Below are 14,185 nucleotides of genomic sequence, written 5' to 3'. Positions count from 1 at the left end.
CCCGGCTCGCCGGGACCGGTTCACGAGGCCAGCGACAGCTTCACCGCGAACCCGAGGAACAGCGCACCGGCCGCCGTCGTGGCCGTCGCCGACAGGCGCTTGCGGCGGCGGAAGGCGGCGGCGAGGCGGGTGCCGCCGAATATGAGGGCGCTCAGGTACAGCACGCTGGCGAGCTGGGCGAAGGCGCCGAGGACGACGAAGGACAGGGCCGGGTACGCGTAACCGGGATCGACGAACTGCACGAAGAAGGCGACGAAGAACAGGATCGCCTTCGGGTTGAAGAGGCTGACGACGAGGGCGCGCCGGTACGGGCGTTCCCCGGCGGCGGCGCCCGCCTGCTCCGCCGCCGTCTGAGCGGGCGCCTGCTCCCGCCGGGTCCGCCACAACCGCCGGGCGGAGCGCAGCATGCCGAGCGCCAGCCAGGTCAGATAACCGGCACCGGCGTACTTCACGATCCCGAACAGCAGCGCGTTGGCCTGGAGCAGCGAGGCGACGCCGGCGGCGGACAGGGTCATGAGCACGGTGTCCCCGCAGAACACCCCGGCGGCCGCGGTGTACCCGGCCCGCACCCCGCGGCGGGCGGCGACGGACAGCACGTAGAGCGAGTTGGGACCGGGGAGCAGCACGATCAGGGCCACGCCCGCGAGATACGTGGGGAGATGGACGACACCGAACATGGAAAGGAGTGTCGCACGGGGGTACGACAACGGGCCCCGACCGGGGTGAACAGCCGCCCGACGGACGCTTGGCCGGGGTCGGTGGACGGTTGCTCAGAAGGTGTCCGCCGGGACGTACTTCCCCCACACCTCCCGCAGCGCCCCGCACACCTCGCCCACCGTGGCCCGCGCCCGCAGCGCCTCCTTCATGGGGTAGAGGACGTTGTCGTCGCCCTCCGCGGCCTTCTTCAGGGCGGTCAGGGCGGTGTCGACCGCGCGCCGGTCGCGTCCGGCGCGCAGCGCGGCGAGCCGCTCGCACTGGCGGGCCTCGATGGCGGGGTCCACCCGCAGCGGCTCGTACGGCTCCTCCTCGTCCAGCCGGAAGCGGTTGACGCCGACGACCACACGCTCCCCGGAGTCGGTCTCCTGGGCGATGCGGTAGGCGTTGCGCTCGATCTCGGCCTTCTGGAAGCTCTGTTCGATCGCCGCCTCCGCGCCGCCCAGCTCCTCGACCCGGTCCATCAGCGCGACGGCCGCCGCCTCCACGTCGTCGGTCATCCGCTCCACCGCGTACGACCCGGCGAAGGGGTCCACGGTCGCGGTCACGTCCGTCTCGTGGGCCAGCACCTGCTGGGTGCGCAGGGCGAGCCGCGCGGAGGTGGCGGTGGGCAGCGCGATCGCCTCGTCGAAGGAGTTGGTGTGCAGGGACTGGGTGCCGCCGAGGACCGCGCCGAGGGCCTGGACGGCGACCCGGACCAGGTTCACCTGTGGCTGCTGCGCGGTGAGCTGGACCCCGGCGGTCTGCGTGTGGAAGCGCAGCATCAGCGACTTGGGGTTCTTCGCGCCGAACTCCTCCCGCATCACCCGCGCCCAGATCCGGCGCGCGGCCCGGAACTTGGCGACTTCCTCCAGGAGCGTCGTACGGGCCACGAAGAAGAAGGACAGGCGCGGCGCGAAGTCGTCCACGTCCATCCCGGCCGCGACCGCCGTGCGCACGTACTCGATGCCGTCGGCGAGCGTGAAGGCGATCTCCTGCACGGGCGACGCGCCCGCCTCGGCCATGTGGTAGCCGGAGATCGAGATCGTGTTCCACCTGGGGATCTCCGCGGTGCAGTACCGGAAGATGTCCGCCGTCAGCCGCAGCGAGGGCTTCGGCGGGAAGATGTAGGTGCCGCGGGCGATGTACTCCTTGAGCACGTCGTTCTGGATGGTCCCGGTCAGCCGGTCGGCCGGGACGCCCTGTTCCTCGGCCACGAGCTGGTACAGGAGCAGCAGCAGGGCGGCGGGAGCGTTGATCGTCATGGACGTGGAGACCTGGTCCAGCGGGATGCCGTCGAACAGCACCCGCATGTCCTCGACCGAGTCGACCGCCACACCGACCTTGCCGACCTCGCCGTGCGCGAGGGGCGCGTCGGAGTCGTGGCCCATCTGAGTGGGCAGGTCGAAGGCGACGGACAGACCGGTGGTGCCGTGGGCGATCAGTTCCCGGTAGCGGGCGTTGGACTCCGCCGCCGTGCCGAAACCGGCGTACTGGCGCATCGTCCAGGGGCGGCCGGTGTACATGCTCGGGTAGACCCCGCGGGTGAAGGGGTACGACCCCGGTTCCCCGAGCCGCTCGGCCGGGTCCCAGCCGGTCAGCGCGTCCGGCCCGTAGACCGGCTCGATCGGCAGGCCCGACTCCGACTCACGCGCCATGACGCCTCCGCGGTACGCACCTCTGGTACCTCCTCACCATGCCTCGTCGTTCGGCGGCGGTCACGTGGGGAAGCATCCGGGGATGAGGACCAGGGGCAGGACCCTCGCCGCACTCACCGTGCTCGCCGCCCTCGCCGCGCTCTGCGGGTGCACCGTCCGGCCGCTGGGCGCCGACGGCCGGCCATGGGGCGGGGACCCGCTGTCCGCCGGGGCGCCGGGGGCGATGCCGGGGGTGCTGTGGCGGCCGGGTGACAGCGGGCCGGGCGTACGGGAACTCCAGGCGCGGCTGCGGCAACTGGGCTGGCTGTTCGACGGGCCCACGGGGTCGTACGACGATCTCACCGAACGGGCCGTACGGGGCTTCCAGGGCAAGCGCGGGCTGCCGGTCACCGGCGTCACGGACGGCGTGACCTGGCGGCGGCTGCTGGCGATGACCCGTGCGCCGGGCAGATGGGAGCTGTATCTGATGGGCGGCCAGCCCGCCGCCGCGCCCGATCCGCGCTGTCTGACCGGGCGGGTGCTGTGTATCAGCAAGCCGGGCCGGACGCTGCGCTGGATGGTCGACGGGCGGACCGTGTCCGAGATGGCCGTGCGCTTCGGCTCCCGCCGCAGCCCGACCCGCGAGGGCGTCTTCCGCGTCTACTGGAAGTCCCGGCGCCATGTGTCGACCCTGTACGACTCGCCGATGCCGTACGCGATGTTCTTCAGCGGCGGCCAGGCGGTGCACTACTCGTACGACTTCGCCGCGCGCGGTTATGCCGGGGGCTCGCACGGGTGCGTGAACGTACGGGACGAGGCGGCGATCGCGCGGGTGTTCGCGGAGGTGCGGGTGGGCGACAGGGTCGTCGTGTACCGGTGAGGCGGGTGGGTCCGGCGATTCCGGCGGGTGGCCGAGCGGCCGGGCTTTTGGGGCGCGGGCGGGACCGGGGGAACATGTCCCGCCCGCGCCATGTGCACGAGCCGCGGGTACGGGGGGAACCCCGGCTCAGTGCTACGGCCGATGACCAGTCGGCTCACTCAGTACTGCGTCGGGGGAGCCAAAAGTGTCACACCCTGCGCGGAAAAACTTTCGCGAGGTCTGAAAGTGGCTGGTCAGAGGGGTATGGGCGATCAAAATTGGTCAACGGGCGGGAGCGGGGACGGGCGCGGTGCGACCCGGCCGCGGGTTGCCGGAGGTCGCGGAGCCGCCGTGACCGCGCGGGGCGGGCGCCGGGTTGTGCGCCGAGTGGTGTTTCGGGTTGTGCGCGGGGTTGTGCTCCGGCGCGGGCGCGGTGGGACCGCGGTGCCGGATGCGCACCTTGCCGACGGGGCTGCCGCCGCCGTGCCCACGGCCGCCGCCCGCCTTCCCGCCGCCCTTTCCGTCCCCGCCGCCCTGGCCGTGCCGCGGGCCCGTGCCGTGGCCCCTGCCGGGGTGGCTTTCGTCGTCACCGCCCTGGCCGCCGCCGCCCTGCCCCTTGCCGCCCTGGCCCGAGCCCCGGCCGCGGCCCTGCCCCTGGCCTTGGCCCTGTTCCGAGCCCCGGCCGCCGGGGTCGCGGCCCTTGCCCTGGGCGGGGTTGCCGGCGATCTGGTCGCCGGCGGCCAGGATGAGCTTGCAGTACTGGGCGAGCCGGGCGGAGCCGCCCGCGAGGTTCTCCAGGGCGCGTCTGCGGTCGGCGTTCAGCCCGGTGCCGGAGCGCAGATCGCGGCAGGCGCCGACGGCACCGTCCGAGCGGCCGCCGCCCTGCGGGGAAGAGGTGCCGGAGCCGGAATCCGTACCCGTACGGCCGTCCGTCGTACCGGCGCGGTCCGAACCGCCGGAGCCGCCGGAAGCGCCGGAGCCGTCGGACGGGCCGGAGTCGGCGCCGCCGCCGGTGACGCCGATGCCGCCGGACGCCCGCGGGGTGGCCGGGGCGGACGGCCGGCTGGAGGCGTCCGCGGTGGCGGTGACCGCGGGGCCGGGCTTCTCCACGTCGAACGGCGTGGGCAGCACCCCGCTGCCGGCGGCCACGGCGACCCCGCCGAGCGTCCCGGCGGCCACCACGGCGGCCAGCGCGAGCCGCACCGGACGGCCCCAGCGGGGGCGGCGGGCAGCGGCTGCGGTCCGGGTCGGGGCGCCGATGCGGACGAGGCCCGCGTCATGGCCGCGGGTGCCCGCGGCGCCCGCGCGCGCGTCCGTACGGGTACGGCGGCCGGGGCCGCTCGCGGCGAGCGCGGCGGTGCGCTCGTCCGCGGCGGCCTCGCGGGCCTTGCGGAACGCGGCCAGGGCGGCCTGTTCGCCGGGGAGTTCACCGGTGGCCGGGGCCGCCTCCGCGGCCAGCGCGCCGAGCACCCGGACCAGGCGTTCTGCCTGGTCACGGGCGGAGGGGTCGACGGATTCCAGGGGCTCCCCGTGCAACAGGCGTTCCGCCGTCCTCGGGTTGAGCCACTTGTCCTGCTCGTCGGCCATCACATGTCCTTCTGCGTCCGCGCGCGCGTATGCGTCACAGTTGCGGACGTCACCGCGCGTGCACGCGGTTCTCGCTCGGGGTCCTGCCGGGTCGCTCGCTTCGATGCCGGCCGGGGTGTCTGCTCGGGGTCCCGCTGGGGTGGCAGCGCGTCCAGGACGCCGGCCGTCTCCGGGTCGTCGCCGAGCAGTTCGGCGAGCCGTTTCAGGCCGCGGTGCGCGGCGGTGCGGACGGCGCCGGCGCGTTTGCCGAGGGTCTCGGCGGCGGTCTTGGCGTCGAGGCCGACGACCACGCGCAGGACGACCGCCTCGGCCTGGTCCTGCGGGAGCCGGGCGATCAGGGAGAGGGTGCGGCCGGTGGTGAGCGCCTCGATGGCCTCGCCGGCGGTGTCGGACTCGGCGGCGCGGCCGGTCAGCTCGGTCTCGTCGCCGCCTATCGCGGGGCGGCGGCCGCGCATCCGGATGTGGTCCAGGGCACGGTTGCGGGCGATCCGGGCGGCCCAGCCGCGGAACCGGTCGGCGTCGCCGCTGAACCGGTCGAGGTCGCGGGCGATCTGCAGCCAGGCCTCGGAGGCCACGTCCTCGGCATCGGGGTCGCCGACGAGCGTGCGCACGTATCCGAGCAGCCGTGGATGCACGGCACGGTACACCGCACGGAACGCGCTCTCGTCTCCGTCCTGTGCCGCACGCACCGCGGCGGTCAGCTCCGCGTCGTCCCCCAGCACCGCACTCCCTTTACGCCTGTCTTCTGGTCGGCGCGAATGGCACGTTACGGCCTGAAACCTCGCTCCGTCCACGTCTGTAGAAGATGCAACTAACTCGTGACCGGGTGCGGGTATGCGCAGGGTGAGGACGGAACACGCCCGAGGTGTGACAGAAAACGCACCTACGGCGCTGTAGAGAGTACGGGTCGCCCAACGGCCCTCAGAGCGACGGCCGGGGCCTCTCCTGTGGGGGGTGGCGGCCCCGGCCGTCGTTCGGCCCCCACACCCCGGCCGGGCAACGCCCGCCGCACGGGGCTTCCGCATGACCAACGCGTCCTGCCGCTCCCCTCCTTGCCCACGCCGGCACCCCCTACGGCAGCTCGACGGTCCACGTTCCGTGATCGATCCCGCATTCGAGCGCGAGTTTCATGCTTATCTTTTCGATCGAATTGTCCAGTCGCAGGCCCAGAAGTCGGCCATTGTTTCCATGGCTGAAGTCGCCGTAGAAGCCAGAGCCGACCGTTCTGAATATTCCGCCGTTTGCCGCCTGAATCCCGTCGATCACGAGGCCTATGGGTATCTCATAAAGCCGGTACGTGATGACAGGCGAAGCCTCTGTGACGCGAAGGACGAGGATGCGCCGGAAACCGCAGATCTCGCCCACAATCCGACCTGCGACCCCGACGCAGTCGTCTGCGGTTGCCAAAGCCCGCAGCCAGCGGGCTTCCAGCAGCTTGTTGATGACAAGGGGCGTGGAATCGGAACGCACTCGCTGCACCGTGATGAGCCAGCCGGAATCTCCGTCGATGAGCGACCGGCCGAACGGCATCGAGTGGAGACTGTGATGCAGGCGAAGCCGGTTGGCGACTTTCCTGGAGACGTCCTCGGTGACGACACCGCGTCCATGTCCAGGGCTGAACCGCACGTTTGCCTTCAGGGTCTCCTGGGCCTCGGCTCTACGGCGCAGGTCGGCGAGGACGTCCGCCGGCGTGACCAGGGCGTCGTAGGTCTGACGGATTTCCGGGTTGAGGTCCAGGAAGGTGCGGATCTGATCGAAGTGCCAGACTTTCCAGCCCTTGAGGGGAAGGCGATGCTCGGCCACGAGTTCCCTGATCTTCTTGTCGACGCGATCGATCCCTCCGGATCCCGCAACCGACGACAGGACCACATTCGTCGCAAGGATCATGTAATCGGGTAGCGGTCCGTCTTTGGCCCGAGACGAGTTCGGGTCTCCCCAGGTTCCCAACTCCCGAGCAACTTCCTTGAGGAACCACTTGGTATCGGCGGACGTACCGAGCGGGCGAGTCCGGAACTTCGCCTGCAAAACGCCGTAGCCGTTCCACGGGCCACCAGGGTCGGGGGTGGGGAAACTCGTCCGACCATCGAATGTCGCCTCGCGGCCACCATCCCGCCCGTCCCCGAACACACGGTGCCGAGTATTTTGACGGCGAGCGCCTGGGTCAGGTGCTCGAAATCGCGAGGTCCGAGGCGCGTCAGATCGTAATCCACCCGCTCATTCTGTACCGACTGGCGGGCTCGGCGGCCCTGTCTGCGCACGGGGACGACCTCACGGCGTCCATCCGGGCTTCCTGCGCTCGTCGTCGGGGCGACGGTTGCTATAGCTCGGGTCAAATCCGAGGGGAGCGGCTGGTCGCGGTACCACGATCGGCCGATGTCAGAGAAGACGGATTCTTCGGATGTTCCGATCAAGGTCAGAGCCGACAACAGGGTCTACAAGGCTCCGCTGCTCGGCGGAGCCTTGCCCATCGGCCTGGGGACGGTACGCATCGCGCTCCGGTTGGCCAACGGCCGCGGCAGCTCGCCGGGGGCGGGCTGGCCGGGTCTGATCGTCGCCATACTCGCGGTGGTCGTCCCCCTGGTGTGGTTCGCTGGAGGGCTGGCGCTGCGTCGGGTGAAAGCCGCCATCACCCTGGAAGACGGTGTGCTGAGCGTCCGCAACCTGTGGGGACGGGTCGTACTGCTCACCCTGGAGTCCGACGTCACCGGCCTCCACTACGTGCGGATACCGGTGGACGGCCACAAGCACCGCCTGGTGATCACCTCGCTGGAGGACACGCCCTTGGTGCTCGACACCCGCTTGTGGGAGAAGGAGCCTTTGCAGCGCCTGTTGGGCCGGCTGACCGCCTCACCGGCGCAGGCACCCGTCAGGCAACAGGGAATGCTGACCTGGTCCCAGTTCCGCGCCCGCTTCCCCGGCGCCAGGGTGCCGTGGCGCCAGGTGCACTTCTGGTGGTTCACCATCCTCGTGGTGCTCCTCGCCATCGCCTACATCGCCTTCTTCGTGAACCTGTCCTACTTCCTCTGACGGCTCGCCCTCGGCCGTGCGGCTCGCGGACCGCGGCGTCCGTCACGTCCGGCGTCTCAGTCCCCTGTCAGGGTGCGGGCCAGGCGTCGCAGGCCGCGGTGGGTGGCGGTGCGGACGGCGCCGGGGCGTTTGCCGAGGACGCGGGCGGCGGCCGGGGCGTCGAGGCCGACGATCACCCGCAGCAGCACGGCCTCCGCCTGGTCCCGCGGCAGGGAACGCACCAGTTCGAGGGCGTGCGCCGTGGACAGCGACTCCAGGGCCTGCTCGTGGGTGCTGTGCGGAGCCGCACGGTCCAGCGCCTCCTGGTCGAGCGCGGTGGTACGGGGCCGGACGCGGCGGCGGCGCAGCTGGTCCAGGGCGCGATGGCGGGCGATGGCCGCCGTCCAGCCGCGAAAGCCCGCGCCGTCACCGGTGAACCGGCCGAGGTCCCGCGCTATCTCCAGCCAGGCGTCGGCGGCCACGTCCTCCGCGTCCTCGCCGACCAGAGCGCGCAGATAGCCGAGAAGACCGGGCTGCACGATCCGGTAGGCCAGCGCGAAGGCGCCCTCGTCGCCGTCCTGGGCGCGCGCGACGGCGGCGCCCAGCTCCGCGTCCCGCGGCCGCCGGCCGCGGGCTGCCCTCCCTGGCCCAAGACCGTCCTCGTCGTGCCGCGTTCATGGCCACCGCATGGCGCGTCCCGCACGGTGCGACACGCTCCGGCCGTGTCGGTCGCCTCCACGGTCATCAGCGTCCGCGCCGACGGAAGTGTCACAGCGGACGGTCCGTCAGAGGCCCCGGCCCGTTCAGGCACCCGCCGTCGCGTCCCGGCACAACAGGCGCAGCGAGCCATGGCCCAGGAAGCAGCGCCGGGCCTCCTCGACGGGGTCCCAGAGCCGGCCGTCGGGGGTGCGCACCCAGTGCTCGCCGCCGGTCGCCCACCACTCGGCGCCGGTGCGGCGGACGACCACCTCACCGGCGTAGGCACCGAAGCCGCGCAGCACGCTCGCGACCGCCTCGATGGGCGCCCCCTCACGCCGTATCTCCTCGATCACCCGGTCCACGCGCCACAGGCTCCGCGCCGAGTAGTCGAGCCGGACCCGCGCGCCCTCGCGCATCGTGGCCACCGCGTCCGCCGCCCAGCGCACGGGCTTCGCGGCGGCGTGGGGCCTGGTCTCCTGCGGGGCGCTCGCAACGGCGGCAGCGGCGGCCGTCGCGGAGGTCGGCGCACAGGTCGTCGTACCGGCGTTCAGATGGGTGTACGCATGAGCGTTCAGATGGGCGTTCACATAAGGGAAAGCGAGCGGGGCGGAGCTTTCGTCACCCTCTGAGGAAGCGTTTCACCAACCGTCGCAGGACCACCCCACCGCCCCCGCACGACCGGCACAGGACTCGCCCACCCGGCAGGTTTGCCCCCCGGCCCTCATGCCCCGGCCCTCACGCCTCGCCTCACGCCTCGCCTCTCTCCGCGCTCCCCCGCGCCCGCCGCGACACCACCGCGCGCAGCACCCGGCGCCCCTCGCCCGACACGTCCAGGGCGCGGCGCAGGCCCTGCTTGCCGTGCCCTTCGAGGAGTTCGAGGACGGTGATCTGGCGGCGCAGCTCGGCGGCGACGAGCGGCGGCAGCTCCTCCGCCCCGGCGGTGTCCGGGGCGCCCTCGGCCGCCGGGTCGAGCAGCCGGTGGACGCGCAGGGAGACGGCGGAGCAGGACTCGGCCCAGGGACGTACGGCCTCGGCGGTGCGCTCCGCCGGGGCCGTGTCGAGCATGTGGGTGACGAGCCGCACCGCCTCCGCGTGCGCGCCCCCGCCGTCCCCCGCCGCCCCTTCCTCCCTTTCCTCCCCGAGCCCGAGGAGCGCGTCCCGCGCCTTCGCCAGCGGGCCGCCCCAGTCCGACCCGTCGGCGAGGCTCCCCCACAGCGGGCGCAGCAGTTCCCCGTCGCCGTCGAGCAGCGGCAGGCACCGATCCAAACAGGCCAACCCGCTGGCGGCCAGCCCCCGTTCGTCGGCCCGCGCGATCCATTCCCCAAGGCTCATGAAAGCCTCCCTGATCTGGGCGCCGACCGGTACGGAGCCCGCACTTCCCCTTACTGCGTGCCACCGGACGGAAGTGTCACAGCGGTCGAGTTTCAGCCAAAGGCGGGCAGGGCGCCGGGGCCCGCGAGGATCCGGCGCTGCTGCATCCGGGTCAGGTGGACGACGACCAGCACGGCGAGGATCGCGGCCGCGGCGTCCAGCGCGTCGGAGAACAGCATCAGCCGTGCGGCACTGGCGAGTTCACCGGGGTCGTGGGCGTCGGCCCACTGCCGGCCGGCGGCCCGGCTCACGAGGAGGCTGAGGATCCACAGCGTCCACCAGGCGTTGACCGGGGTGGTCCGGCCGCGGGTGCCCGGCGGGACGCTGGCCGTCCAGGTGTCCAGCACGACCCGGCGCGGGAACCACAGGTTCACGATCGGCACGAACCAGCCCCCGATGGCCCAGCCGCGCTTCATGCGGTGCCCGTGCGGCGCGAAGACACCGGCGTTCCGCCGCACCAGCCACAGCCAGCACAGGTAGACCACGGCCGCGGCCACCAGGGTGGTCCCCTGCGTGATGCTCGCCGCGCTGTAGAGCGTGTCGGCGCGGTGGGCCCGGCGGACCAGGTCCTCGCCGACGCCGCCGCCGAGGAGGTCCTGGGCGACGCTCGCCTCCAGCTGGTCCGCGACGCAGGCGAACAGGTCGGCGGCGGCGACCAGCCCCAGCAGGACGGCCGTGGCCAGGCCGAGTCCGGCGGGCGAGCGCAGCCCGAAGCCGGGCTCGGGCGCGAAGGGCGCTGCGGGCGGGACGGGCGGTACGGGCGGTACGGGCGTGGGTGTGGCCATGGTCAGGTTCCCCCGAGATGAAGACGGCGGCCGGCGGACCGCGTGCGATCCGCCGGAGATGTGAACAACGGAAGATACGACTGAAGATCACCCCGCGTCCACAGGGTTCACACAGCGCCACCCGCCCCCGGCGTCACCGCACCCTCAACCCAGCCGGTCCGCCAGGGACTTGAAGTCCGCCCAGGACAAGGCGGGCGTGCCCGGATCCCAGAGCTTCTGGACGGTGGCCCGCAGCGGCATCCGGATGCCGGCCGCGACCTGCTCCGGCGTCTGCGCGCGCGGGAAGTCGCCCCACACGGCGAAGGTGCCGCCGAGGATCTGATCGTCGTACTTCGCCGGGACGGCGGTGGTGCCGCGCACCACCCGCGGGTTCCACTGCTCGTAGATCCGCTGCCCGGTCGGGTAGACGAAGGTCTGCGGCTGGCCGAGGACGTAGTAGAGGAACTCGTCGTTGTAGTTGATCAGCTCGCGGCCGGCGCTCAGATAGTCCTGCGGCAGCCGGGCGCCGATCTCCTTGCCGGTCCAGTAGCCGACCTGGAGATCGCCCGCGGGGCGTACGGCGGTGGCGCTGCGGTAGAAGCCGTCGTTCCAGGCGCGCAGGGTCTTGCCGTGGGCGCGGACGGTGGCGGCGCGGTCGTTCAGCCACTGGGTGGTGAGGTCGGCGACGCTGCCGTGCGCGCCGAACTTCCGCCGGGCGGCCGCGGCCAGCTGGGGGTAGGCGGTCTGCGGGTTGCCCGCCATCAGCGCCTGGTACTCGTCCCCGCCGAGGTTCCACTGCTTGCCGGTGAACAGCCCCGCGTACTCGTTCAGCAGGTCGTCGATCAGCCTGGCCGAGGCGGGCTTGGAGATGTCGATCGCGCCCTTGGTCACCACGCCGTTGCCGTTGCGCAGTCTGAGGTCGGGATGGGCGGCGAGGACCGCGCCCAGGTGTCCGGGCGAGTCGAGTTCCGGTACGACGGTGATGTGCCGGCTGTCCGCCAGGTCCACGATCCGCTTGACCTGCGCCTTGGTGAGGTGGTCCGGGGAGACGATCTCCGGGTGGGTGCTGGACTCGATCCGGAAGGCCTGGTCGTCGGAGAAGTGCAGCCCCAGCTCGTTGTACTTCAGGTCCCCCAGCTCCCGTATCCGGTCCTCTATCCAGGCCTCGGTGTACGGCTTGCGCGCGATGTCCAGCATGAACCCGCGCACCGGCTTGGCCGGTTCGTCGTGGACGACGCCCTCCGGTGCCGTACCGCCGCCGTGGACCTCCTGCTTCAGGGTCCGGGTGCCGTAGAAGACGCCCGCCCGGCCCGGCCCGCTGATGTCCACCCGGCCGCCCCGGACGGTCATGGTGTACGACTCCTGGTCTCCGCCCCCGCCGCCCAGGGACAGCCGCAGGTCGCCCGCCCTGGTGTCGTTCCTCCGGCCCGCGTAGCTCATCCCCAGCTCGCCGGCTATCAGCCTGCCCTCGTCGGCGAGGCCCGCGTCGCTGATCACCACGCGGTCACCGGGCCGCGGGCGCCAGCCGGGACCGCGCGCCGGGGTGTGGGAGCGCACCGCCGGGATCGTCCGCGGTGCTCGGGACAGCGGATACGACCGGGTGGGCGAGGGACTCGTCTCGGCGACGGTCGCCTGGCCGGCCGAGCCCTGGTCGCCGCCACCGCCCGACGAGGCCCACACACCGATGCCCGTCCCGAGCGCGACGGCCCCGGCCACCGCCGCGGCCACCGCCGTCCGCTTCCGCTTCACCTGTCGCGCCGACGCCCGGCGCCTGTGCTGGCTCACTCGCCCAACGTACGGCCACCCGCCGCTCGAACGGTCACTCGAGCGTTCGCAAACTCTCCCGTCCGAGTGAATTTCAGACAGGACGCGGACACAGCGTCACCACTCTCGATAACCTGACGACACACCTTTCACAGCACTCCCCTGCCACACACGACCTGTGACGCGAGGACCCACGCTGCCCGCCCACCGCGCCCCGCATCTGCCCCGGCCCCTCGACGCCTTCAACGCGGCGTCCGCCGCCGAGGCGCGGGCCCTTCTGCTGCGCTGCCTGCACAGCCCGCGCTGGGCCCACCGCGTCGCGGCTCACCGCCCCTACCCCGACCTGGACGCCCTCCTGGCCGCGGCGGACGAGGCGGCGTACGACCTGTCCCCGGCGGACCTCGCGGAGGCGCTGTCCCACGAGGCCCTGCCGGTGCTGCCGGAGGACGCGTACTCGGCCGCGCATATGGCACTGGCCGCGGCACATGCGGCATACGAGGCACGATTCGGACACGTGTTCGTTATCTATCTCGGCGACACGGCGCCGAGCGAGACCGCCGATCGCATCCTGGAAGCCATCCGGTCACGATCCGCAAACGATCCCGACGAGGAACGCGCGATAGCCGCGGACGAACTCCGCCGGCTCGCAAGGGGCCGGTTGGGCACCTGCCTAAGGGGCGTGGGGAACTGCGCTACCAGCCACAACGCACCCGCACCCGCACCCGGCCGATAACAGGGCAGACCACCCCCGTATCCGCCCAGGCCGATACCCCATCCGGTGCCAGTTTGATCACACCGGTAGGCCCCCCGTAAGCCTCACCCCGCCGCACGGATACCATGCTGGGGGCCGGTGGACCGTACCCGGCCGGGCCCGACCGACAGTGAAGCCGGCGCGGCCCTAATCCCCGCTCCCGGAGGGTTCTTCCGTGCCGGCTGGAACGCTGTACCGCGGCCGGGAAGGAATGTGGTCCTGGGTGGCTCACCGAGTCACCGGCGTCCTCATTTTCTTCTTCCTGTTCGTTCACGTGCTGGACACCGCTCTCGTGCGTGTCTCCCCCGAGGCCTACGACAAGGTCGTGGCCACGTACAAGACGCCGATCGTCGCGCTGCTGGAGTACGGCCTCGTCGCCGCAATCCTCTTCCACGCGCTCAACGGTCTGCGCGTCATCGCCGTCGATTTCTGGTCGAAGGGCCCGCGCTACCAGAAGCAGATGTTCTGGACCGTGATGGGTGTCTGGATCGTGCTCATGCTCGGCGCGATCTACCCCGTGCTCGGCCACGCCGCTCGTGTTCTGTTCGGGAGCTGACGCCGATGTCTACCACTGAGACCACCGCCTCCGGGGTCGGCCCCGTCGAGGGTGCCGCCGTCTACAACGTGGACAACCCGGCCCCGCTGATCGAGGCCCCGCGCAAGCGGACCAAGAAGACCCCGAAGTCCACCCGCGGCAACTTCGAGCTGGCGGCGTGGCTGTTCATGCGCCTGTCCGGCATCGTGCTGGTCGTCCTCGTCATCGGCCACCTGGTGATCCAGCTGGTCCTGGACGGCGGCGTCTCCAAGGTCGGCTTCGCCTTCGTCGCCGGCCGCTGGGCCTCCCCGTGGTGGCAGGTCTGGGACCTGGCCATGCTGTGGCTCGCGATGCTGCACGGCGCCAACGGCCTGCGCACGGTCATCAACGACTACGCCGAGCGGCCTGCGTCCCGCATGTGGCTGAAGGCCCTGCTGTACACCGCCACGGTGTGGACCATCCTGCTGGGCACGCTGGTGATCTTCACCTTCGACCCGAACATCCGCTAGGCACGGGGCT

Annotated in this window: 15 protein-coding genes; 5 read left to right on the top strand and 10 right to left on the bottom strand. The window is 72.1% G+C overall.

Annotation, left to right across the window (positions count from 1 at the left end):
- Nucleotides 1-20 precede the first annotated feature (20 nt).
- Complete coding sequence (gene leuE / locus AC069R_RS11150) at nucleotides 21-677, bottom strand: leucine efflux protein LeuE (protein ID WP_478766388.1); 657 nt, start codon at nucleotides 675-677, stop codon at nucleotides 21-23.
- A 93-nt stretch (nucleotides 678-770) separates the two neighbouring features.
- Complete coding sequence (locus AC069R_RS11145; protein ID WP_478766386.1) at nucleotides 771-2,351, bottom strand: acyl-CoA mutase large subunit family protein; 1,581 nt, start codon at nucleotides 2,349-2,351, stop codon at nucleotides 771-773.
- Nucleotides 2,352-2,433: 82 nt separating this feature from the next.
- Between AC069R_RS11145 and AC069R_RS11140 the strand changes: the two genes are divergently transcribed.
- Nucleotides 2,434-3,210 (top strand): L,D-transpeptidase family protein, encoded by a 777-nt coding sequence (locus AC069R_RS11140; protein WP_478766384.1) that lies wholly within the window; start codon nucleotides 2,434-2,436, stop codon nucleotides 3,208-3,210.
- 261 nt (nucleotides 3,211-3,471) lie between these two features.
- Here AC069R_RS11140 and AC069R_RS11135 read toward each other — a convergent pair whose 3' ends face one another.
- From AC069R_RS11135 to AC069R_RS11125, 3 genes are all read right to left on the bottom strand, one after another.
- Complete coding sequence (locus AC069R_RS11135) at nucleotides 3,472-4,776, bottom strand: hypothetical protein (RefSeq protein WP_478766382.1); 1,305 nt, start codon at nucleotides 4,774-4,776, stop codon at nucleotides 3,472-3,474.
- Complete coding sequence (locus AC069R_RS11130) at nucleotides 4,776-5,498, bottom strand: RNA polymerase sigma factor (RefSeq protein WP_478766380.1); 723 nt, start codon at nucleotides 5,496-5,498, stop codon at nucleotides 4,776-4,778. Before AC069R_RS11130 ends, AC069R_RS11135 begins: the two co-directional genes overlap by 1 nt.
- Before the next feature lie 349 nt (nucleotides 5,499-5,847).
- On the bottom strand, nucleotides 5,848-6,903 hold the full coding sequence (locus AC069R_RS11125; RefSeq protein ID WP_478766378.1) for a hypothetical protein: 1,056 nt from the start codon (nucleotides 6,901-6,903) through the stop codon (nucleotides 5,848-5,850).
- 246 nt (nucleotides 6,904-7,149) lie between these two features.
- Between AC069R_RS11125 and AC069R_RS11120 the strand changes: the two genes are divergently transcribed.
- Complete coding sequence (locus AC069R_RS11120; RefSeq protein WP_478766376.1) at nucleotides 7,150-7,803, top strand: hypothetical protein; 654 nt, start codon at nucleotides 7,150-7,152, stop codon at nucleotides 7,801-7,803.
- Between the two features lie 56 nt (nucleotides 7,804-7,859).
- Here the strand turns inward: AC069R_RS11120 and AC069R_RS11115 are convergent, their stop codons facing one another.
- The 5 genes from AC069R_RS11115 to AC069R_RS11095 all read right to left on the bottom strand — a co-directional run bounded on the left by AC069R_RS11115 (nucleotide 7,860) and on the right by AC069R_RS11095 (nucleotide 12,401).
- A complete protein-coding gene (locus AC069R_RS11115) occupies nucleotides 7,860-8,387 on the bottom strand; it encodes an RNA polymerase sigma factor (protein ID WP_478766555.1) in 528 nt (175 codons plus the stop codon).
- Between the two features lie 198 nt (nucleotides 8,388-8,585).
- On the bottom strand, nucleotides 8,586-8,927 hold the full coding sequence (locus AC069R_RS11110; protein WP_478766553.1) for a hypothetical protein: 342 nt from the start codon (nucleotides 8,925-8,927) through the stop codon (nucleotides 8,586-8,588).
- 301 nt (nucleotides 8,928-9,228) lie between these two features.
- Nucleotides 9,229-9,813 (bottom strand): hypothetical protein, encoded by a 585-nt coding sequence (locus AC069R_RS11105; protein WP_478766374.1) that lies wholly within the window; start codon nucleotides 9,811-9,813, stop codon nucleotides 9,229-9,231.
- A gap of 92 nt (nucleotides 9,814-9,905) precedes the next feature.
- On the bottom strand, nucleotides 9,906-10,637 hold the full coding sequence (locus AC069R_RS11100) for a DUF4328 domain-containing protein (protein ID WP_478766372.1): 732 nt from the start codon (nucleotides 10,635-10,637) through the stop codon (nucleotides 9,906-9,908).
- A 144-nt stretch (nucleotides 10,638-10,781) separates the two neighbouring features.
- Nucleotides 10,782-12,401, bottom strand: a complete 1,620-nt coding sequence (locus tag AC069R_RS11095) for a beta-N-acetylhexosaminidase (RefSeq protein ID WP_478766370.1) — start codon at nucleotides 12,399-12,401, stop codon at nucleotides 10,782-10,784.
- Between the two features lie 157 nt (nucleotides 12,402-12,558).
- Here AC069R_RS11095 and AC069R_RS11090 point away from each other — a divergent pair, with 157 nt between their 5' ends.
- The 3 genes from AC069R_RS11090 to AC069R_RS11080 all read left to right on the top strand — a co-directional run bounded on the left by AC069R_RS11090 (nucleotide 12,559) and on the right by AC069R_RS11080 (nucleotide 14,175).
- On the top strand, nucleotides 12,559-13,113 hold the full coding sequence (locus AC069R_RS11090; RefSeq protein WP_478766368.1) for a 2-oxo-4-hydroxy-4-carboxy-5-ureidoimidazoline decarboxylase: 555 nt from the start codon (nucleotides 12,559-12,561) through the stop codon (nucleotides 13,111-13,113).
- 193 nt (nucleotides 13,114-13,306) lie between these two features.
- Nucleotides 13,307-13,687, top strand: a complete 381-nt coding sequence (gene sdhC / locus AC069R_RS11085; protein ID WP_145483083.1) for a succinate dehydrogenase, cytochrome b556 subunit — start codon at nucleotides 13,307-13,309, stop codon at nucleotides 13,685-13,687.
- A 5-nt stretch (nucleotides 13,688-13,692) separates the two neighbouring features.
- Entirely contained in the window at nucleotides 13,693-14,175 is a 483-nt protein-coding gene (locus AC069R_RS11080; protein ID WP_180329749.1) for a succinate dehydrogenase hydrophobic membrane anchor subunit, read from the top strand.
- Nucleotides 14,176-14,185 lie beyond the last annotated feature (10 nt).

This window comes from Streptomyces sp. NPDC043952 (assembly GCF_056435325.1).
Note: the sequence above shows the minus strand (reverse complement) of the source record. Positions and strands in the feature narration are given on the sequence as shown.